This window comes from Terriglobales bacterium, assembly GCA_035624455.1.
Classification (GTDB): Bacteria; Acidobacteriota; Terriglobia; order Terriglobales; family Acidobacteriaceae; genus DASPRM01.
This window is the reverse complement of sequence record DASPRM010000155.1, coordinates 23,688-42,761: the sequence shown is the minus strand read 5'-3', so window position 1 is coordinate 42,761 and position 19,074 is coordinate 23,688. Positions and strand designations below refer to the sequence as shown.

Sequence of the window (19,074 nt, the reverse complement as noted above, 5' to 3'; positions counted from 1 at the left end):
CGGCCTGGTTGGCCATCTGGATGGCGCTGGCGAGAGCGTTGGCGCGAACCGAGAGGCCGTCGTAACGGTCGCCGACCTGCTTGTAGTGGTGTCCCGAACCGGCCTGGCGGAAATATTCCAGGACGGCATCCACACTCAGCTTGCTGGCGACCTCGCCGGCCGCCTGTCCGCCCATTCCGTCACAAACGACGTAGATGCCATAGCGCGAGTCGAACCCGAAGTTGTCTTCATTGTTCGAGCGCACGCAGCCTACATCGCTCTTACCGGCGACGGCGACACTGTACCCCATGTGTTTTTCCAGACCAGAAATCCTACCTTACTTTAGCCCCAAGAGCATTACCGGGAGTGGCACTTCCTTCAGGCAAGGATAGGAACAAAGATTAAGGATACAGGACGGAGGCAAACGAATTTGCCATTGATGCACTATTTTGGGTGCAGTGAAGTCTGGCAATTCAGGCTTTGGTTTTGCTTCGCGGCAGCCGTTCGTGGGCTAGAATAGAGGCTCTCATGGCAACCGAGCCGCAATCCCAACCGCTGACCGTCTCCGCCGACGAAGCTACCGATGCCGTCACGGAGAAGATTCTCCGCATTATCGCCACGCAAAAGCGCATTCCCCCGGAGCAGGTGCACCTGGACAGCTCCTTCGAGCAACTGGGGCTGGATTCACTGGACAGCGTGAATATCCTGTTCGAACTGGAAAGCGCATTTGACATCTCCATCTCCGACGAGCGGGCGCGTGCCATTCGCAGCGTGCAGGAGATGGTTGCCGGGGTAAAGCAGCTGATAGCGCAAAAGGCGGGCTCGCAGTAATCCATGGCCGATCGCCGTGTAGCCGTGACCGGCATGGGGATCATCTCCGCTCTGGGCCTCAACCTGGAGGAGAACTGGGCGTCGCTTGAAGCCGGCCGCCCCGGCATAGGACCGATTTCTCTGGCCGACGTCTCCAGCTTGAAGTTCCAGAACGGCGCGGAGGTGCGCGACTACAAGCAGGACGACCACTTCCAGTCGAATCAGGCTGACTTCTGGGACCGCTTCGCACAATTTGCGCTAGTCGCTGCTCGCGAAGCCGTGTGCCGGACGGGGCTGTCCGAGGGAAGGCAAAAACTCAGCCCAGGATTGAGCGAGCGGGTGGCGGTGATCACCGGGTCCTGTGTGGGTGGTCAATCCACGGAAGACATCGGGTTCGTGGATGTATACAAAAAAGGTGGGAACCGTGTACATCCCCTGACGATTCCCAAGACCATGGCTAATGCAGGCGCGAGCTGTATTGCGATGGAATTCGGGATCCGGGGACCGGCATATACGATTTCAACGGCGTGTTCTTCCGCGAACCATGCGATCGGCCAGGCCTTGTGGATGGTGCGGCAGGGAATGGTCGATGTGGCGATCACCGGAGGAAGCGAAGCGCCATTCAGCTTCGGCATCCTGAAGGCCTGGGAAGCCATGCGGGTGGTCTCGCCCGAAACTTGCCGGCCGTTTTCCCGCGATCGCAAGGGCATGGTGCTTGGGGAAGGCGCCGGCATGCTGGTGCTGGAGCCCATGGAGGCGGCACGAGCGCGGGGAGCGACGATCTATGGGGAGCTGGTGGGGTTCGGAATGAGCTCCGACGCCGAGCACATCACGAAGCCCTCCGCGGAAGGAGCGGCGCTGGCCATGCGCAACGCCATGCGCGACGCCGGTATCGTCCCCGAAGCCGTGGGATACGTTAACGCGCACGGCACTGGGACGCCGGTAAATGATCCCACCGAAACGCAGGCGATTCGCCTTGCGCTCGGCGCGCACGCCAACAAAGTGGCGGTGAGCTCCACCAAGTCAATGCACGGGCATGGTCTGGGAGCTGCCGGAGCACTGGAAGCTGTGGCCACGCTACTTGCCCTGGGCCACAATGTGTTGCCACCTACCGCCAATTACAACGAGCCCGATCCCGAGTGCGATCTGGACGTGATACCCAACTGTGCGCGACGCGCGGAAGTCGAGTACGCGCTGTCAAATTCGTTTGCGTTTGGCGGGTTGAATGCGGTGCTGGCGTTTCGGAAGGCGTAACAGGCCTACGGATAATGAAAGGGCAGGAACTGCAGATCCCTCGTCGCACTGGCGTCCTCCTCGTGATGACAATCACGAAAGTTGCTCGAGGCGAATCGGACGGTCCAGGAAGCAGGCGCGGCGGACAAGAGTGTCCACGCCACGTGTCTAGCCGCGCTCCGCACTCTTAAACATCTCGCTGAGCTTCGCGCCGTCGCCTGAAGCCGCATCCGTGATCAGAAAGTAGCGCAGCCCATTCTGCTCCCAGCTGCGAACATGAAAATTCGACTGGCTCGCTTCCCGCTCGCCCTCAAGCCGCACGCTCGGACTATCGCGAAGGATCAGCACCGTCAGATAGTGACTGCGAATCTTGTAAAGCAACTCGGCTCCCGGTTCGCCGCCAAGATAAGCTACGCGTCCTCCCACCAGCGTGAACTCCGATCCGCCCAGCTCTGGCAGATCAAAGGTGAACGGCAACCGGCCCTGGAACCACGGCTTCACGGTGTGCCGATCGCTGGAAACCACATCCACCGGAGAGGCGCTGGCCAGGTCGGTCACGTGAATGTCGGCGACCTGCGCAAGAACCTGCTGACGCTCGATCCTGCGCAGTGAAAAGACCGTGCCCAGATATGCGATCACGAGGAAAGCGGCCGCTGCGGCAAAGGCTGGCAGAAGCCTGGCGAGAAGTGGGCGCTTTTTGGTTCCCAAAACTTCACGCTGGATGCGGGCCCGCAGGTCCGGCTCCGGCCGGTAGCGCCGGCCGACGATCTGGTTGGCCTGCTTCAGGCGCATCCGGCCCAGGGCTTCTCCCGAACACGCAGGGCAACTCTTCAGGTGTTCGCTGAGCGCCGCCTCTTCCTTCTCGGAAAGCTCCGCATCGATATACGGATCGATCTTGGATTGCCAGGTCTCACATTCCGTCTGCATAGGGTTCCTACCCCGTTCCTGTCCGCGGCTTGGTCTCGGGAACAGCTTTTGGACCGCTGCCACTTAGTGCATTTCTGACCGCGGTTCGTGCCCGCGAAAGCCGCGACATTACGGTGCCAATGGGGATAGCAAGTGTGTCGGCAATCTCACGATACGACATCTCCTCCACATCGCTCAGCAGCAGCACCTCGCGGAAGGCCACGGGCAGCAGCGCGATCGCCTCCTGCAAACGCTCATGGTCGATTGCGCCCAGCAGCAGCGACTCCGGGGTTTCGCGGCTGATGGCCAGCTCCGGCCCTCCCTCTTCATCCTCCAGCGGCACCGTCATCTTCGCTTTCAATCCGGTGCGGGAAGTTAGAAACGTGTTGCGCAGGATGCGGAATATCCAAGCGCGAAAGTTGGTTCCCATCTGGAAAGAAGAGAAGCCCTTAAGCGCCTTGGCAAACGTCTCCTGGACCAACTCTTCCGCTTCGGCGCGGTCCTGTGTCAGCCACTGCGCAAAATTGTAGAGCGAGTCGAAGAGTGGCATAGCCAGCTCCTCGAACAATCCGGTGTTGCGGTCCGCTGCCGACAAGACTCACCAAGACTAAACCGGACATCGGCATTTTTGTTCCCAAAATTTGTAGAAGTTTTTTGAGCTGAGGCGGGGAATAAAGCTGCCTGCGGCTGGTTCTCAACCGTGCAGCGCGACGCGATAGGAGAGACCAGATGAGTATGAAAGAAGTAGATCGCAGGTCGTTTCTGAAGCTCACGGGGATGTCGATTGGCATCGGCACGCTCTATAGATGTCTGCCCCTGTTCGGGACCAACAGTGAAGCAGCCGAAGTCTTTGACGAGCTGGGGCGAAAGAATGGCGAGCGGGTGACGCCATTCTCCTTCGTTCAGCTCAGCGATGCTCACGTAGGCTTCAGCGGGCCACCTGACCCGCTGGGCACCAAAGCCTTTGAGGAAGCCGTAGCCCTGGTAAACAGCCTGCCCACACCTCCAGACCTGGTGTTGTTTACGGGCGATCTTACCCATGACTCAGAAGATCCCGGCGAGCACGCCAAACGCATGCAAAAATTCCAGCAGATTGCCTCCACAGTCAAGACCGGAAAACTCAAATGCGTTCCGGGGGAGCACGATGCCGGCTTAGATGGCGCCCAATTGTTTCGCAGCGTCTTTGGCGAAACCCACTACTCGTTTGATCACCGCGGCATGCACTTCATCGCTCTGGACAACGTTTCGCGCGCCAAGCCTGAGGTCGGGCCCGAGCAACTGGCGTGGTTGAAGCAGGACCTGGCTCGCTTCCCGAAGACCGCCCCAATCGTGGTTTTTACCCATCGTCCTCTATTCGATCTGAAACCCGAGTGGGAGTGGTTCACCAGCGATGGCGATGACGTCATGAACGTGCTCGCGCCTTATGAAAACGTTACCGTGCTCTATGGTCACATCCATCGCGATCACGAGCATCACGAAGCCCACGCCACGCACTACGCAGCCCGATCTCTGATCTTTGCGTTTCCCGATCCGGAGAAAGTGGCGCAGAAGAAACCCATCCCGTTCGACAAGGACCATCCCTTCAAGAATCTGGGCATTCGCCAGGTGGAGGCTCGTCCCCCAAGCGCGGAGCTGGTGGTGAAAGACGTGGAGCTCACTATCCGCGAATACTCCGGGCTTAATGGGGTCTCACAAATTCTGAAAAATCCCTCTCTGTAGGAAGGAACGAAATTATGTACACGATTAAAGTTCGAAACCAAAAAAGAACGATGCTGGTGATTGTTGCAGTTCATCTGCTTCTCGCCGGCGCGGTATTGATGCTGACCGTGGTGCCGGCAGTGCGGGCGGAGGATTCGCCGCGCGTAATCGACATCACTGCCAAGCGCTTTTCTTTCACTCCTAACCAGATCACCTTGAAGAAGGGCGAAACGGTCAAGTTGCGGCTCAGGAGTGAAGACGTGACCCACGGCTTCTTTTCCAAGCCGCTGAAGATTGACGAGCTCATCCCGGCGGGACAGACGACGGAGATCACATTGACGCCGCAGGTCGCGGGCTCATTCACCACCATTTGCGACCACTTCTGCGGGTCGGGTCACGGCAACATGAACATGACGATCGTGGTGGAGTAGCCGGTGGCTCGCAATCTTTACCAACGCGGGGCGGCCATGCAACTGCTGGGTCTGCCGCTGGCATTCACTCTCCTGATGTCAGCGGCCGGTTGCAAGGCCGCCCCACTGGGCTCGCTGGAGACCTCGCTCATGACCCAGCTCAAGCGGCGCGTAACTGTCGGCGGGAAATCGGATCACAATCCGCTGCCGGCATCGGCGGAGACGATCGAGACGGGACGCAAGAACTTCTCCCACTATTGCCTGGCATGCCATGGGCTCGATGGACAGAACACGGGTGTTCCGTTTGCTGAGAATATGTCGCCTCCGGTGCCGCCGCTGAACTCGCCCAGCGTGCAGAAGTACACTGACGGCCAGCTGCATTGGATCATCAAGAATGGGATTTCGCCCTCGGGGATGCCGGCCTCAAATGGCATTCTGAACGACGACGAGATCTGGTCGCTGGTGGCGTACATCCGCCATCTGCCGCCCAAGGGCAGCCTGGGAGAGCCGCGAGTGTACACGGAAGATGTGGAGGCGCCAGGGAGAGAGACGGGTCAGCGGTGACATGGGATTGCACGACCTTGCGTTTTGCTTGAGCGGATCGGAAGAGTTCTCAGTTGCTGTGGGAGGAGAATGCTGATCGCTCGCGCGCCTGCGGCGGCTGGTGATGAGAAAACAAGGGTTGAGACAGTCAGGAAAATCTTTGTTCAATGAGCTCAGGAGCTCTTTTGCGCTGCATCCAGGCGCGCCTCGGCGCGGCGGAGGGCATTCATGGCGCGCTCGTAGTCGGTCTCCGGATCGGCGCTGCAGAGATGCTGTTCAGCGCGCTGTTTGGCTTCCTCCGCGCGCTTGACATCGATCTCCCGGGCTCGCTCCGCAGTTTCGGCGAGAATCGTGACTTTATTGGGCAGAACCTCGGCAAAGCCCCACGCGACCGCAAGGTAATGGGTCTGGCCGCTGGACTTGTAGGAGATCTGCCCTACAGCCAATTCTGTGATCAGCGGCGCGTGTCCCGGCAGAATTCCCAAATAGCCATTCTTCCCAGGGATCTGTGCCTCTTCGGCGACGTCGCGCACTACCATGCGATCGGGCGTGACGATTTCGAGTTGGAAAGTGTCAGCCATTATGCAGCTGTGGTCTCCTTCAGCTTCTCGGCCTTCTCCAGCACCTCGTCGATCGTGCCCACCATGTAGAAGGCCTGCTCAGGGACCTCGTCATGCTTGCCGTCGATGATCTCCTTGAAGCTGCGAACGGTTTCACCGACCTTCACGTACTTTCCTTTGAATCCTGTGAACTGTTCGGCAACATGGAAAGGCTGCGACAGGAACTTCTGGATCTTGCGCGCCCGCGCCACCAGCAGCTTGTCCTCTTCGCTCAATTCGTCAATGCCCAGGATGGCGATGATGTCCTGCAGGTCTTTATAGCGCTGCAGGATTCGCTTCACCCCTTGCGCCACGTCATAGTGCTCCTGCCCCACGATGCGCGGATCCAGAATGCGAGAAGTAGAAGCCAGCGGATCAACCGCGGGATAGATGCCAATCTCGGTCAAACCGCGGGAGAGCACGGTGGTGGCGTCGAGGTGAGCAAAGGTGGTTGCCGGCGCTGGATCGGTAAGATCGTCAGCCGGCACATAGATGGCCTGTACCGATGTGACCGACCCCTTCTTGGTGGAAGTAATGCGCTCCTGCAATTCCCCCATTTCCGTGGCTAGGTTGGGCTGGTAGCCGACGGCGGATGGCATGCGTCCCAGCAGCGCGGAAACTTCTGATCCCGCCTGCGTGAAACGAAAGATATTGTCGATAAAGAGCAGGGTATCTGCGCCCTCGGCATCGCGGAAATATTCGGCGACGGTCAGACCGGTAAGGGCCACCCGCAGGCGCGCTCCCGGCGGCTCGGTCATCTGGCCGTAGATCAGAGAAGCCTTGGAGTGCTCGGGTTCTCCCGGCTTGATTACGCCTGACTCGGTCATCTCCAGCCAGAGATCGTTGCCTTCGCGGGTTCGCTCGCCCACGCCGGCAAAAACCGAGTAGCCGCCATGTTGTTTGGCAACGTTGTTGATCAGCTCCATGATGACAACGGTCTTGCCCACGCCGGCGCCACCGAACAAACCGATCTTGCCGCCTTTGAGGAAGGGCTGGATGAGATCAACGACCTTCACGCCGGTTTCGAACATCTCCGCGGTAGTCGATTGCTCCTCGAAGCTCGGCGCCGGGCGATGAATAGGCAGTCTCTCGGTTGCCTTTATCGGGCCGAGGCCGTCCACGGGATCGCCAATCACGTTCATCACGCGCCCCAGCGTGCCTTTGCCCACGGGGACGGAAATCGGGCCCTTCAGGTCGATCGCCTTCATGCCGCGCACCATGCCGTCGGTGGGCTCCATGGCGACGCTGCGCAAGCGTCCTTCGCCGAGGTGCTGCTGCACTTCCAGGATGACATTGATGGGTACGGGAACTTCGAAGCCGTCGCTGACCACGCGGATGGCGTTATAGATGGGCGGCATTGCCGACTCGGAGAACTGAACGTCCACCGCCGGTCCGGCAATTTGAATTACTCTTCCGATATTTTCTGACATAAGAAACCTTTAAATGTGTCGCCCCTGGGGAGACTCGTGATTGATTCGTCGTGTGACACGGCACTTACGTGCCGGGTTATGCTGTGCCGCCCTAACGCCTGCCGATAAGTTAGCAGACATCGTTTTGGTGGAGCAGGGCTTCAGCCCCTGCCTTTACAGCGGCCAAGAATGCCGGCTATAGCCGCTGCGGTAAAAGCTAGAAACTTCTGCGGTTTTTCTATGCAGGCCTAAAGGCCTGCTCCACCCGTTTTAGTGCAGTCGCCGCTACAGGGCGGCCGCGCCGCTGACGATCTCGATGATCTCTTTGGTAATTTTCGCCTGGCGCACGCGGTTCATCTGCAGTGTCAGCGCATCGATCATCTTACTGGCATTGTTGGTGGCCGCGTCCATGGCTGTCATACGCGCAGCATGCTCGGCTGCCGACGACTCCAGCATCGCCCGAAACATCTGAATGGCGACATACCTTGGCAACAATGCATTAAACAGCTCCTGCGGCGGCTGCTCGTAGATGTAATCCACTTTGGTCTGTACAAATTCCGCCGCCTCCCGGTCGATCTCCGCAGTATCGGCGGGACCAGCCCGCACACCTGCAGATCTGGCAGCTTCCAAGCGGCGCTCGCGTTCCTCCTCGCTCACTTCCTCCGCCGCTTCAATTTCCTGCAAGCCTACCCGCCGGATGGGAAGCACCTTCTCGATAAGCAGGCGCTGCGCGATCACCGATTTGAATTCGTTATAAATCAGGTAAACGGAATCGATCTCGCAGTTGGAGTAGCGGCGGATGAGGTCCTGCGCCAGTTCAGCCGCCTGCGCAAATTCAAATTTGTTAAGCGTCCCGACCAGTTCGGTCACGATCTGCGTGGGCGCAGCGCGCTCCTGGGCGTCAGCTTTGGCCGAAGGATAGCGGCGGCGGAAGAAATCCCGTCCCTTGCGACCAATGGTCTCCAGATCGATATTCTTGCGGGCTCTTTCTTGGATGAATTGTGTGGCCGCGCGCAATATATTGGCGTTGAATGCGCCCGCCAGACCCTTGTCTCCGGTAACAATAACCAGCTGAATGTTTTTCTCCGGACGCTGCGCGAGAAGCAGGTGGCGTGGCTCTCCGGTATCCGGATCGTAGATTTCCGCCCGCTCCACCAGCGAGAGCAGCACGTTGGTCAGCATCTGGGCATAGGGGCGCGCCGAGAGCGCCCGGTCCTGTGCCTTGCGCAGGCGTGCAGCGGAGATCATCTTCATGGCGCGGGTGATCTGGCGCGTGCTGATTACGCTGCGAATACGCCGCCGGATATCGAGAATGGTTGCCATAACTGAGTTTCGTGCTTGCTATCTGGCGGCCGCAGCGACGGGCTGCCTTGCCTTGGCGGGCTGCCTGTCGCTGGTAAAGCGTTCCTTGGCCTCCTTGATCAGCTTGTCCATCTCCGCCTTGAGGGTGTCATCCAGAACCTTCTTGTCCATGATGGTCTTCAGCAACCCGGGATTCATGGTCTCCACGTATTCATAGAGCTGCTTTTCAAATGGGCGGATATCTTCTACCGCCAGGTCATCAAGATAACCCTTGGTACCGGCGTAGATAATGAGAATCTGCTTGGAAAAGGGGAGAGGCGAGAACTGGTTCTGCTTCAGCACCTCCACCAGCCGTTGGCCGCGTGCCAACTGGGCCTGCGTGGCTTTGTCGAGATCGCTGGCGAACATCGAGAAAGCCTGCAATTCACGGAATTGAGCCAGCTCCAGCTTGAGGCTGCCGGCTACCTGGCGCATGGCCTTGATCTGCGCGCTGCCGCCCACGCGACTCACGGAGATACCTACGTTCACTGCCGGACGCACGCCGGAGTTGAAGAGATCGGTCTCGAGGAAAATCTGGCCATCCGTGATGGAGATGACATTGGTTGGAATGTAGGCGGAAACGTCATTGGCCTGAGTTTCGATAATGGGGAGCGCCGTGAGGGAGCCGCCACCGTTCTCGTTGTTCAACTTGGCGGCACGCTCCAGGAGGCGAGAGTGGAGATAAAAGACGTCTCCGGGATAGGCCTCGCGTCCCGGGGGACGGCGCAACAGCAGCGAAATTTCGCGGTAGGCCACGGCGTGCTTGGACAGATCGTCGTAGATGCAGAGCGCGTGGCGCTTCGAATCGCGGAAGTACTCGCCCATAGCGCAGGCCGCATACGGCGCGATGTATTGCATGGGTGCGGGATCGGAAGCCGACGCCACCACCACCACGGTGTAGTCCATGGCGCCGTAGTCCTCCAGGATCTTTACCACCTGGGCCACCGAGGAACGCTTCTGTCCGATGGCGCAATAGATGCAGATCAGGTCGCCCCCCTTGTTGTTGATGATGGTATCCAGCGCGATAGCAGTTTTGCCTGTCTGGCGGTCGCCGATGATCAACTCGCGCTGGCCGCGTCCGATAGGGATCATGCTGTCGATGGCCTTCAGACCAGTGGCCATGGGTTCGCGCACCGGTTGACGCGCCACCACGCCGGGAGCAAGGCGTTCGAGCGGGAGAAATTGATCTGTGGCGACCGGCCCGCGATCGTCGATGGGCTGACCCAACGCGTTCACGACCCGGCCGATCATCGCGTCACCCACCGGCACACTGATAATGCGCCCGGTACGCTTGACGGTGTCGCCTTCTTCGATTTCCGTATAGTCGCCGAGCAGAACGGCACCGACCTGGTCCTCTTCCAGGTTCATGGCGATTCCTGAAACGCCGTGCGGGAACTCGAGCAGCTCTCCCGCCATGACTTTTTCCAAGCCATAAAGACGGGCGATGCCGTCGCCTATGGAAATAACGGTTCCAACTTCATCCACCGCGATGTGAGTCTCATAGTTTTCGATCTGCTCGCGGATAACTTTGGTGATCTCGTCTGCTTTGATTTGAGCCATAAAAATCCAGTAGAGCGTTGTTTGTGGTCAGGATTCCGATCTGGTTGAGCTAGGTTACGCCCAAAAGCGAAGCCGTAAATTCCCAGCAAAGCTTCCGCTTTCAACTACGCCGACGCCAGCTCTTCCTTGATCTTCTGCAATTGGCCGCGAACCGAGCCGTCGTAAATGGTGCTTCCCACTTTGACGATGGCGCCTCCGAGCAGGCTTGGGTCGGTAACATATTGCGCGCGCACCTTCTTCCCGGTGAGGCGCTCGATCTGCGCTTCCACTTCTCCCTTTTCGCTGTCGCTGATTTGGCGGGCGCTTACGATCTGCGCTTCGGCAAATCCCAGGCGCTGGTTAATCTCGTGCTCGAACTCGGACGTAATCTCCCGCAGCTGCCCGATGCGCCGATGGTCGATCAGTACAGCAATGAAATTCCGCACCGGCCGGGAAATCTCCAATCGAGCCGCCAAAGCCCCCAGCAGTCTTTGCTTCTGGTCGCTCGGGATCGCGGGATTCTCCCAGATGCGCCGCAACTCGGCGCTGCCCTGGGCCACGTCCATCATGGAATGCAGCTCACGGCGCATCTTCTCGACGTCGAGATGCTTTTCAAAGACGACGTCGGCGAAGGCCCGGGCGTAGCGGCTGGTAATGGCAGACATCAGCGGTTATTGCCTCCCAGTTCGCGCACAAAGTTGCTGACCAGAGTCCGGTCGGTGGCAGGATCCACCTGGATCTTTTTCTCCGCCAGGGCTACTGCCAATTCTGCGGCATAGGCCTTGAGCTGCCGGCGAGCTGCCTTGGATGCAGCTTCAATTTCCTGCTCCGCGGCCGTTACAATTTTGCGCTTGTCTTCTTGTGCCGCCTCACGCAGACGCTCTTCTTCGGCGGCTGCGTCCTTTTCGGCAGCAGCCTTCATCTGGTCAATCTCGCCGCCGAGGCTTGCCAAGCGGCTTTCAACCTCACTTAACCGCCGATTCGCATCTTCGCTGGCGCGTCGAGCCTCTTCGATCCCTTTGCGTATGGCTTCGTTGCGGGCCCGGAACGCGGCCGCCAGCTTTTTTCGCCAGAAGTAAACGACGACTGCGATGATGACAGCAAAATTGCTCAGAACAGCGACCCAATAGGCTCCCTCTGGGCTGAGTCCGAGAAGTTTGCCGACGAGCCGGACGGTAGCCGAGTGCTTGAATTGGGCGTTACCTTCCTCTTCCCCGGCAGCTTCCCGCGATGCCTCGCTCAGCTCTCCCTGGATAGTGTGGGAACCACTCTCCAGCCCGCCCTCCTGCTGATTGGAATGGCCTCCGGCCGGCGATGATTGGGCCGATGATTGCGATTGGGCTTTCTTGCCCTGATCTGCTTTGCGAGTAGCCGCGTCTGGACTCTGCCTGGCATGCCCGAGGCCGGCCATTACAACCGCGAGCACAAGGAACAGAGCGCAACCGCGTAGCACGATGCTCGCCTTCACTCTGCACCTCCCGCGGATTGCGTCACGGGCACCTGCTTGAGAACGGTGCGGATAATCTCGCCAGCGAGCCGCTGGCTTTCCGCCTGCAGGCTCTTTTTGGCTTGTTCCGCATCCTGCTCGAGCTCCGTCCTGGCCCGAGCTATACGGGAGTTCGCTTCCGCGCGGGCCTGATTGAGGGCCGCGGCCCGTGCCTCCTGAGCTTTGTGCCGGCGCGCCTCTTGCGCATTGAAGACGGCCCCCCGAGCCTCCCGCAGACGCTGCTCATATTCGGTGGTCTTGGCCTCCGCGGCGGCGATATCGGCGCGAGCCTTCTCGGTCGCGCCTTCCGTCCGCGCGCGCCGCTCCGCCAGCACCCCTCGCAAAGGGCGTTCAACTATCCAGGAATAGGCGAAGTACACCGTGAGCAGAAGCACGATGGTGGGCACCGAGCGCAGCACGAGTTCACCTAATTGCCGGAGCGTTTGTTCCATGCGGCTGGTAACTAAGGGAGCCGGGAATGTGGGCTATGAAACCCCTGACTTTAGCACCCCATTTTGAAGGGTGTCAATTCGCATTTCCCCTTGATTCTGATTGACTTTGCTTAATTTTGCGGGAGGGCGATGGAGCACGTTCATCGCTTACTCATTGCTGGGCTCCAGGCCAGGGTTACTGGCTTGGGGCCAATGCCCGACCGGCCTACTTTGGGACCAGGGTGCAAGAAGATGGGACGTGGTCTTGACTTATCAAATAACAGCGATAATATAAAAGTATCACCTCCGATCCGATTCAGGATCGTATGGGCCGGTGGTCAAGGAAAACCCGCTTCTTGGCCGCCGGCTCGTTGAATTTTTGGAGCAGTTCTTCGAGGCAAATCCAGGATCCCGCGATCACTCTGGATCCGGCGTGTTTACTCCATTACAAACGGCCGCAGTTTCCTGAGCAGCGACTCCGGGGCCTGCGCCTCCATTTCCACCAGCCCATCGTGATAGCTGCGGGAGAAAATTCGCGCTCGGGCCTCGAGCAAGGAAAGCACTTTGCCTTCCTGCTGAGGCACCCGCAGCCGCACCCGGCTCACCGCGTCCTCCCGAAGCATCTCGTCGATGCGATCCAGCAGAGTGCTGAGTCCGATCCCCTGTTTGGCAGAAACATGAACTTCGCGCTCAGTGTCGAGCAGCGACTGCCGCTGGGCGGCGCCGAGCAAATCGATTTTGTTTAACACCATCAGGCGGGGCTTCTCGTAAACGCTCAATTCCCGCAACACTGCCTCTACTTGGGCATCCTGCACTTCGCGATTGGGACTGGTGGCATCGGAAACGTGAAGAATCAGCGCCGCTCGCTGCACCTCTTCCAGGGTGGCGCGAAACGCGGACACCAGCGTGTGCGGCAAATTTCGGATGAAACCTACCGTATCTGACAGCAAGATCTTGCGACGGGAAGGCAAGGTTACGGAACGCAGAGTTGGATCGAGGGTAGCGAACATGCGGGATGACGCCAGGACGTTAGCGCGCGTCAGCGCATTGAACAGGGTGGATTTTCCGGCGTTGGTGTAGCCGACCAGAGCCACCGTCGCCACCGGCACCGATTCCCGGCGCTGCCGCTGCTGACCGCGAATGCGCCGCACGTTCTCTAATTGTCCCTTGATGTGCTGGATACGCCGGTTGATTCGGCGACGGTCAGTTTCCAACTGGGTTTCACCCGGACCGCGGGTACCGATGCCGCCACCGAGTTGCGACATTTCGATGCCGCGTCCTGTAAGCCGGGGCAGCAGATATTGCAGCTGAGCCAATTCCACCTGCATCTGGCCCTCGCGGGTGCGCGCGTGGCGGGCAAAGATGTCCAGGATCAGTTGTGTGCGGTCGAGTATGCGGCGGTGCGCTGCATGCTCGATATTGCGTTGCTGCGAGGGCGAGAGTTCGTGATCGAAGATGATCAGGTCGGCGTGCGCGGAAGCGGCGGCGGCGGCCACTTCCTCCAGTTTGCCGCGCCCGATCAGGGTGGCAGGATCTGGCTTCTCGCGGCGCTGCAGAAATTGACCGACAACCTCGGCACCGGCAGAGAGTGTCAGTTCCTGCAACTCGGCCAGCGAATCTTCTGCCGTGAACCCTCTCGCCCGGTCGCCATTGCTGGAGCGAGGTTGGACCGCCTCCCGGGCTGCGCGTGCCTCGGCAGGCAGGCTGATCGACGGTGGCGCGTTGCCGCCAGTCTTTTTCTTTTGCGGGTGCGGAGGTTGGCGTTCGCCCGAGGCTCGGGTGCGGTAGTCCACCCCCACAAGGAACACGCGTTCTGGCGCCGCTCGCAGCGTGTCCCGGGACACCCGGGCAGCGCTCAGAGTGTTGCTCCTGCGATGTAGATGCTTACTACGCAACCCGCGGGCCTACCCCTCGGTACCGGAAGGACTGACAGTGTGATTGGCCGACGTGCCCGCCGTGCGCGATTCGCCAGGCTTCTCGCTTGCCACCGGCTTGGCCTCAATCGGCATTCGCGATTCGCCGGAATGGAATGCCTTGGGCATGACTACCGTCGAAATCGCGTGTTTAAAGATGAGCTGCTCCTGATTGTTGGTTTCCAACACCACGGAATATTTGTCAAAGGAGCGGATACGCCCAGTCAACTTTACGCCGCTCATCAGATAAATCGTGATGTTCGTCTTTTCTTTGCGGGCGGTATTTAGAAAGGAATCTTGGATGTTCTGCGCCGGCTTGTTGTCCATCTGCCGATCTCCTTGGTTCAGAACAGCGGATCACCGCACCCAGGATCGGTCTACCCGCCACGATGCGGTCTGCTGATCCCGGCGCCCGTTTCCGGACCCCATGGGCCCTTCACGAGTGGTTTAACGATAGAACCACTGGCCGCAAGATTTCAACCTCGCGCCGAATTTTTCCTGACTGCTACAATCCGCTGCTCCCACATTGGGCCCTGGCTGGGACGTACTGGTAGCTTTATACCCGGCTAATTTGGAGGAAGGCATGCAGGTTGTGGCTTTATGGGTACTCGTATTCGTCCTCTTCGACCAACCGCAGATCAGCCTGCCAGCAGGCGCGACCGTCAATATTCAGATCATCTTACGCTGGATCCACTTTATGGCCGGGATCACGTGGATTGGTCTGCTCTACTTCTTTAACCTGGTTAACATGCCGTTTATGAAGGAGATCGGCCCGGCCACCCGGCTCAAAGTGGTTCCCACCCTCATGCCCCGGGCGATGTGGTGGTTCCGCTGGGCCTCGGTGATCACGGTTTTGGCCGGCTTTATCTACTGGAGCATGATTGTGGGGGCGGATGCGCGGAATGCCGGCACCAGCGGAGGAAGGGCGGTCGGGAGCTTCTTTGTGATCTGGACCCTGGCCTTCATGGTCGAAATGGCAATCGTTATGAGCCCGGCTGAAGGTCTGAAAACCGGGCCAGTGCTGGGGACCGTGGTGGCCCTGGCCGTAATCGTCGCCGCCTATGTGTTTCTGGCAATGAACTTTCACGGCTGGGAGAGCAGCCGCATGCTGTCGATTGGGATTGGCGGCGGAATCGGCTGGTTCATGATGCTCAATGTCTGGGGCATTGTCTGGCGGGTGCAGAAGAAAATCATCCGTTGGACGGCGCAAAACGCGAAGGACGGCACTCCCATTCCGCCAGAGTCTGCCATGCTGGCGCGTGTGAGTTTTCTGGCATCGCGTATCAATTTCATCCTGTCGTTCCCCATGCTGTTCTTCATGGGCGCGGCCAGCCACTATCCGCTGTTCGGAAAATGACGACAAGTACGAAGTCGGATCGGGTGAAGTAAGAAGTGATTCGGCGGCAAGAGGAAAAACGAAACTGGACCGATGATCAGAAGTACTGGCAGGGTCTCGCCCTGTTCAATTCCGGGCATTACTTCGACGCGCACGAAGTCCTGGAGGACGTCTGGCGGGCGAGCCGCGGCGTGGAAAAGAAGTTTCTGCAGGGGCTGATTCAGGTGGCAGTGGCGCTGCACCATTATTCCACCGGAAATGTGGTGGGAGCACGCTCGCTGCTTTCGCGTGGGCGAAGAAACTTGGAACACTACCCGGAGCAGTATGGAGGAATTGAACTGGGCGGAATGTTGACTGCGGTGAGGCGGTGGGAACTGGCACTGGCGGAAGGAGGCCGATTGCCGGCGGCGCCGGTGATCCGGCGGACGTGATCTTCGAAAACTACCGCACCCTTGCCAAAAGACAGCTCGGATGGGGCGCGCTTAAGTCTTGTCTCTAGTGCTTGCGCTTATGGCGCGCAGCCGGGTGCGCTGAGGCCAGACGCGTAGTCTTCTTCTCAGCTTGCAGCTGTTGTTCCTCGGGAGACAGCACTCGCCGCACAATCGGTCCCAACATGCGATATTTGCGGGCAACTGTATTTCCCTGCTCGTCGCGGACCTGCAACGTGAACACCGGCAGGACTCCATCCTTTCCAAAATCCTCGGTACCAGTCGTCACCGGAAAAAACCCGACAATGTTGTGTTCGCGATAAGCGGTTTCATAGCGATGGCGCCGCAGGTTCCAGGTAAAGATCCGTACTTGGTTGTAATCGTAAGGAAGGCCGTCGCGGTTATCGGTCATCAGCAGCAGATATTGCGCAACCTTCTTATCGCCGTCCTGCACTTCATTCAAGACGAAAAACGATACAATGCGCTGGCCCTCGGCATATTGCGCGATCTCCAGTGGCACGTCGAGATCGATCATCCGCGCGAGCACCCAGCCGGTACGCTTCTGAGTGTCGCGCACCAGCGACCAGTCTTCCAGCGCCGGGGTGGGCGCTGCGTTTCCTGTGCTCGCCGGACGCACCCCGGGCGGAAGCGGCTTTTCTGCAGTCGCGCGCTTCAGAACATCGAGCTGCTCTCCTTCTTTAAGCTGGTAAAGGTGCTCGGTCTCCCGCCCCGGAGCGATATGCAGGTTCAACGTCGATCGCGCCACTCCGCGGGCTTGCGCCGGGCTGTCGAGGTTCTCGGCAGAGAGCTTCTTGAACTGATCATAGGTAGGCTCATCGACCAGGTATTTCTCCTCCAGCCAGCCTTCCTCGCCGCGCTCGGTGCGAACCCGCCAGAACCGTTTGCGTTTCTCCAGCACGTACACCTTGTCGCCATCGCGCACGATGCCTTTCTTTTCGTAGATCGTCGCTAAACGATCGCGAAGGTTGACCTGGGGTGCGTTGACGTAGGCAGCCTCCGGCTTGGGCCCGATGGCACGCTTGCATCCGGACAGCAACAAAAAAGCAGAGATGCAGAATGCGATGCCGATGGCGCGAAGGGAGGTGCGCAATTGAACGCACATCGGAAACGAGGATTTTGCAACGAAATGCCTGGCTGAGCCTCGGCTACGCTCAGGGCGGGAAAATGCGGGGGTCTGCCACCAGTTCACAAGCGCAGGGATCAATATAGCAAGAAGAATTGTCTTGGGTTGTGATGCAGGTCTCTCGATTCAGACCATGCTAGTGATATCCGTGTCAGGTGAAACACCCAACAGCGTTAGTGCTTCGCCCGGCGCGCATCTGCCTTGAGCATGCGGTCGTCGATGCGCTTGCGGCCGGCGTAGCCTTCCTCCAGACCATGCCAGTGGGAGATCTGCCGCTCGCCGAGTTTCCAGCACAGAAGGATGATCTCGTTGTTGACCTCGCAGGGAAAATCCAGCAGGCCGATATCGAGATCCTTGACCTGCACGCCGGTGGCAGTGATCTCCGCCAGAGCATCCTTCACCTGCTGCAACAATTTCTCGCGCTCTGCTTTCAGCCGCGAGTATTGCCCGATGTCCATCTGGATGCCGCCGTTCACCATGATGCGGGTGCTGAGGTCCTTGAACTCCTCATTGATCTTCTGGACCCGGGCCTTGTTGCGCAGTGCGCCGCGCAGCAATCCCGACAGCACCGGGATCATCTGTTGTGCCTGGGTGAGGGTAAAAGTGCGGTTGGGCGCATCCTTCTTATTTCTAGCTTTCAGGGAATCTCCAGGTTCCATTTTTCTAGGATATCTCCAACATGCGATCGAGCGCCACTCGCGCCCAATGCTTCACGTTTTCTTTCACTCGAATTCGGTTGACCACGTTTCCTTCTAGCAGATTTTCCAGTGCCCAGCACAGGTGTTGCGGTGAGATGCGAAACATCGTCGTGCACAGGCAGCCGGAGTCATCCAGGGTGACCACCAGTTTGGCCGGATTCTGCTTCGCCAGCCGGTTGACCAGGTGAATCTCCGTCCCAATGGCGAACTTTGCCCCAGCCGGGGCTTCTTTGACCAGCTTGATAAGGCGTTCGGTCGAGCCGATATCGTCGGCCTTCTGGCAGACTTCCAGCCGGCACTCCGGATGAACGATGACGCGGATTCCTTCATATCGCGCCCGAACCTTGTCCACGTGCTCCGGCAGGAAACGCTGATGGACTGAACAGTGTCCCTTCCACAGGATCACTTTAGCGTTGCGCAGGCGCTCAGGAGTGACTCCCCCCATGATCATGTAGGGGTCCCAAACCACCATCTCATCGAGTGGAATGCCCATGCGGTATCCGGTGTTGCGCCCCAGGTGCTGATCGGGGAGGAAAAAGAGTTTCTTATTCTTGGCGAAGGCCCACTTGAAAGCTCCGGGAGCATTGCTGGAAGTGCAGACCAGACCGCCGCGTTCGCCGCAGAAAGCTTTGATTGCGGCAGTGGAATTCATGTAGGTGATCGGGGTGATGCCGTCGCCGGAGTCAGAGGTCAATCCCATCTGTACAAGCTGTTCCCAGCAGTCCTCCACTTGCGTAATGTCCGCCATGTCTGCCATGGAACAGCCCGCGTTGAGATCGGGCAGGATCGTTACCTGTCCCGGGCGGCTGAGCACATCGGCACTCTCCGCCATGAAATGCACGCCGCAAAAAACGATGTACTTACCTTCGGCGCGCGCGGCTTCCTGGGAGAGCTTGTAGGAGTCGCCGGTAAAGTCGGCGAAGCGGATCACCTCGTCCCGCTGGTAGTGATGTCCCAGAATCACGGCCTCGCGGCCCAGGGCATCCTTAGCGGCCGCTATCCGCTCATCCATAGAGCGGTCCGGCAAGACCAGGTAGTTATCCAGGGAACATGCTGCTGGTTCGATTAAAGTCGTACCCACTTTTCCACCGCTTTCAGTTCAGCCTGAATTTCAGCTGAACGGGGATGTTGAAAGCATCTATTGGCTCCAGTGGATTCGCCCACCATGCGG

Annotated in this window: 22 protein-coding genes; 7 read left to right on the top strand and 15 right to left on the bottom strand. The window is 59.0% G+C overall.

Going from position 1 to position 19,074, the window contains the following annotated elements:
• Positions 1 to 289, bottom strand: a 289-nt coding sequence (locus VEG30_17735; protein ID HXZ81774.1) for a hypothetical protein, incomplete at its 3' end; no start/stop codon positions are given.
• A gap of 218 nt (positions 290 to 507) precedes the next feature.
• Here VEG30_17735 and VEG30_17730 point away from each other — a divergent pair.
• Complete coding sequence (locus VEG30_17730; protein HXZ81773.1) at positions 508 to 810, top strand: phosphopantetheine-binding protein; 303 nt, start codon at positions 508 to 510, stop codon at positions 808 to 810.
• A 3-nt stretch (positions 811 to 813) separates the two neighbouring features.
• Positions 814 to 2,043 carry a beta-ketoacyl-[acyl-carrier-protein] synthase family protein gene (locus VEG30_17725; protein HXZ81772.1) on the top strand — a complete coding sequence of 410 codons (1,230 nt, stop codon included), beginning with the start codon at positions 814 to 816 and terminating at the stop codon, positions 2,041 to 2,043.
• A 147-nt stretch (positions 2,044 to 2,190) separates the two neighbouring features.
• Here VEG30_17725 and VEG30_17720 read toward each other — a convergent pair whose 3' ends face one another.
• Complete coding sequence (locus tag VEG30_17720; protein HXZ81771.1) at positions 2,191 to 2,949, bottom strand: zf-HC2 domain-containing protein; 759 nt, start codon at positions 2,947 to 2,949, stop codon at positions 2,191 to 2,193.
• A gap of 7 nt (positions 2,950 to 2,956) precedes the next feature.
• On the bottom strand, positions 2,957 to 3,478 hold the full coding sequence (locus VEG30_17715) for a sigma-70 family RNA polymerase sigma factor (GenBank protein HXZ81770.1): 522 nt from the start codon (positions 3,476 to 3,478) through the stop codon (positions 2,957 to 2,959).
• Between the two features lie 179 nt (positions 3,479 to 3,657).
• Between VEG30_17715 and VEG30_17710 the strand changes: the two genes are divergently transcribed.
• Genes VEG30_17710 through VEG30_17700 form a run of 3 tightly spaced genes read left to right on the top strand, consistent with a single transcriptional unit; the run spans position 3,658 to position 5,600 of the window.
• Complete coding sequence (locus tag VEG30_17710; protein HXZ81769.1) at positions 3,658 to 4,647, top strand: metallophosphoesterase; 990 nt, start codon at positions 3,658 to 3,660, stop codon at positions 4,645 to 4,647.
• A 14-nt stretch (positions 4,648 to 4,661) separates the two neighbouring features.
• Positions 4,662 to 5,057 (top strand): cupredoxin domain-containing protein, encoded by a 396-nt coding sequence (locus tag VEG30_17705; protein ID HXZ81768.1) that lies wholly within the window; start codon positions 4,662 to 4,664, stop codon positions 5,055 to 5,057.
• A 3-nt stretch (positions 5,058 to 5,060) separates the two neighbouring features.
• The gene (locus VEG30_17700) at positions 5,061 to 5,600 is read left to right on the top strand and encodes a cytochrome c (protein HXZ81767.1); all 540 of its coding nucleotides are present in this window, start codon (positions 5,061 to 5,063) and stop codon (positions 5,598 to 5,600) included.
• A gap of 152 nt (positions 5,601 to 5,752) precedes the next feature.
• On the opposite strand, the gene VEG30_17695 is transcribed toward VEG30_17700, so the two are convergent.
• The 9 genes from VEG30_17695 to hfq all read right to left on the bottom strand — a co-directional run bounded on the left by VEG30_17695 (position 5,753) and on the right by hfq (position 14,624).
• Entirely contained in the window at positions 5,753 to 6,160 is a 408-nt protein-coding gene (locus VEG30_17695; protein HXZ81766.1) for a F0F1 ATP synthase subunit epsilon, read from the bottom strand.
• Positions 6,160 to 7,608, bottom strand: a complete 1,449-nt coding sequence (gene atpD / locus VEG30_17690; GenBank protein ID HXZ81765.1) for a F0F1 ATP synthase subunit beta — start codon at positions 7,606 to 7,608, stop codon at positions 6,160 to 6,162. The genes VEG30_17695 and atpD overlap by 1 nt, the downstream gene beginning before the upstream one ends.
• 264 nt (positions 7,609 to 7,872) lie before the next feature.
• Complete coding sequence (atpG, locus tag VEG30_17685) at positions 7,873 to 8,910, bottom strand: ATP synthase F1 subunit gamma (GenBank protein HXZ81764.1); 1,038 nt, start codon at positions 8,908 to 8,910, stop codon at positions 7,873 to 7,875.
• Between the two features lie 18 nt (positions 8,911 to 8,928).
• The gene (gene atpA, locus VEG30_17680) at positions 8,929 to 10,488 is read right to left on the bottom strand and encodes a F0F1 ATP synthase subunit alpha (protein HXZ81763.1); all 1,560 of its coding nucleotides are present in this window, start codon (positions 10,486 to 10,488) and stop codon (positions 8,929 to 8,931) included.
• Between the two features lie 104 nt (positions 10,489 to 10,592).
• Positions 10,593 to 11,132 carry an ATP synthase F1 subunit delta gene (atpH, locus tag VEG30_17675; protein ID HXZ81762.1) on the bottom strand — a complete coding sequence of 180 codons (540 nt, stop codon included), beginning with the start codon at positions 11,130 to 11,132 and terminating at the stop codon, positions 10,593 to 10,595.
• The gene (locus VEG30_17670) at positions 11,132 to 11,935 is read right to left on the bottom strand and encodes an ATP synthase F0 subunit B (GenBank protein HXZ81761.1); all 804 of its coding nucleotides are present in this window, start codon (positions 11,933 to 11,935) and stop codon (positions 11,132 to 11,134) included. The genes atpH and VEG30_17670 overlap by 1 nt, the downstream gene beginning before the upstream one ends.
• Entirely contained in the window at positions 11,932 to 12,405 is a 474-nt protein-coding gene (locus tag VEG30_17665) for an ATP synthase F0 subunit B (GenBank protein HXZ81760.1), read from the bottom strand. The genes VEG30_17670 and VEG30_17665 overlap by 4 nt, the downstream gene beginning before the upstream one ends.
• A 416-nt stretch (positions 12,406 to 12,821) precedes the next feature.
• Positions 12,822 to 14,228, bottom strand: a complete 1,407-nt coding sequence (hflX, locus tag VEG30_17660; protein HXZ81759.1) for a GTPase HflX — start codon at positions 14,226 to 14,228, stop codon at positions 12,822 to 12,824.
• Positions 14,229 to 14,288: 60 nt separating this feature from the next.
• Positions 14,289 to 14,624: an RNA chaperone Hfq gene (hfq, locus tag VEG30_17655; GenBank protein ID HXZ81758.1), complete on the bottom strand. Its 336-nt coding sequence runs from the start codon at positions 14,622 to 14,624 to the stop codon at positions 14,289 to 14,291.
• Positions 14,625 to 14,880: 256 nt separating this feature from the next.
• Here hfq and VEG30_17650 point away from each other — a divergent pair, with 256 nt between their 5' ends.
• Both VEG30_17650 and VEG30_17645 read left to right on the top strand, forming a co-directional pair.
• Entirely contained in the window at positions 14,881 to 15,654 is a 774-nt protein-coding gene (locus VEG30_17650) for a urate hydroxylase PuuD (GenBank protein HXZ81757.1), read from the top strand.
• A 35-nt stretch (positions 15,655 to 15,689) separates the two neighbouring features.
• Positions 15,690 to 16,064, top strand: coding sequence for a DUF309 domain-containing protein (locus VEG30_17645; GenBank protein ID HXZ81756.1), 375 nt, complete (start codon positions 15,690 to 15,692; stop codon positions 16,062 to 16,064).
• Between the two features lie 64 nt (positions 16,065 to 16,128).
• Here the strand turns inward: VEG30_17645 and VEG30_17640 are convergent, their stop codons facing one another.
• The 3 genes from VEG30_17640 to nadA all read right to left on the bottom strand — a co-directional run bounded on the left by VEG30_17640 (position 16,129) and on the right by nadA (position 18,984).
• Positions 16,129 to 17,172: an SH3 domain-containing protein gene (locus VEG30_17640; GenBank protein HXZ81755.1), complete on the bottom strand. Its 1,044-nt coding sequence runs from the start codon at positions 17,170 to 17,172 to the stop codon at positions 16,129 to 16,131.
• Between the two features lie 206 nt (positions 17,173 to 17,378).
• Positions 17,379 to 17,864, bottom strand: coding sequence for a DUF2203 domain-containing protein (locus VEG30_17635; GenBank protein HXZ81754.1), 486 nt, complete (start codon positions 17,862 to 17,864; stop codon positions 17,379 to 17,381).
• A 4-nt stretch (positions 17,865 to 17,868) separates the two neighbouring features.
• Positions 17,869 to 18,984 (bottom strand): quinolinate synthase NadA, encoded by a 1,116-nt coding sequence (nadA, locus tag VEG30_17630; protein ID HXZ81753.1) that lies wholly within the window; start codon positions 18,982 to 18,984, stop codon positions 17,869 to 17,871.
• Positions 18,985 to 19,074: the final 90 nt, after the last annotated feature.

Coding starts and splice junctions, on each gene's coding strand:
- VEG30_17730 (HXZ81773.1), top strand. CDS start 508: ATGGCAACCGAGCCGCAATCCCAACCGCTGACCGTCTCCGCCGACGAA.
- VEG30_17725 (HXZ81772.1), top strand. CDS start 814: ATGGCCGATCGCCGTGTAGCCGTGACCGGCATGGGGATCATCTCCGCT.
- VEG30_17720 (HXZ81771.1), bottom strand. CDS start 2,949: ATGCAGACGGAATGTGAGACCTGGCAATCCAAGATCGATCCGTATATC.
- VEG30_17715 (HXZ81770.1), bottom strand. CDS start 3,478: ATGCCACTCTTCGACTCGCTCTACAATTTTGCGCAGTGGCTGACACAG.
- VEG30_17710 (HXZ81769.1), top strand. CDS start 3,658: ATGAGTATGAAAGAAGTAGATCGCAGGTCGTTTCTGAAGCTCACGGGG.
- VEG30_17705 (HXZ81768.1), top strand. CDS start 4,662: ATGTACACGATTAAAGTTCGAAACCAAAAAAGAACGATGCTGGTGATT.
- VEG30_17695 (HXZ81766.1), bottom strand. CDS start 6,160: ATGGCTGACACTTTCCAACTCGAAATCGTCACGCCCGATCGCATGGTA.
- atpD (HXZ81765.1), bottom strand. CDS start 7,608: ATGTCAGAAAATATCGGAAGAGTAATTCAAATTGCCGGACCGGCGGTG.
- atpG (HXZ81764.1), bottom strand. CDS start 8,910: ATGGCAACCATTCTCGATATCCGGCGGCGTATTCGCAGCGTAATCAGC.
- atpA (HXZ81763.1), bottom strand. CDS start 10,488: ATGGCTCAAATCAAAGCAGACGAGATCACCAAAGTTATCCGCGAGCAG.
- atpH (HXZ81762.1), bottom strand. CDS start 11,132: ATGTCTGCCATTACCAGCCGCTACGCCCGGGCCTTCGCCGACGTCGTC.
- VEG30_17665 (HXZ81760.1), bottom strand. CDS start 12,405: ATGGAACAAACGCTCCGGCAATTAGGTGAACTCGTGCTGCGCTCGGTG.
- hfq (HXZ81758.1), bottom strand. CDS start 14,624: ATGGACAACAAGCCGGCGCAGAACATCCAAGATTCCTTTCTAAATACC.
- VEG30_17650 (HXZ81757.1), top strand. CDS start 14,881: ATGCAGGTTGTGGCTTTATGGGTACTCGTATTCGTCCTCTTCGACCAA.
- VEG30_17635 (HXZ81754.1), bottom strand. CDS start 17,864: ATGGAACCTGGAGATTCCCTGAAAGCTAGAAATAAGAAGGATGCGCCC.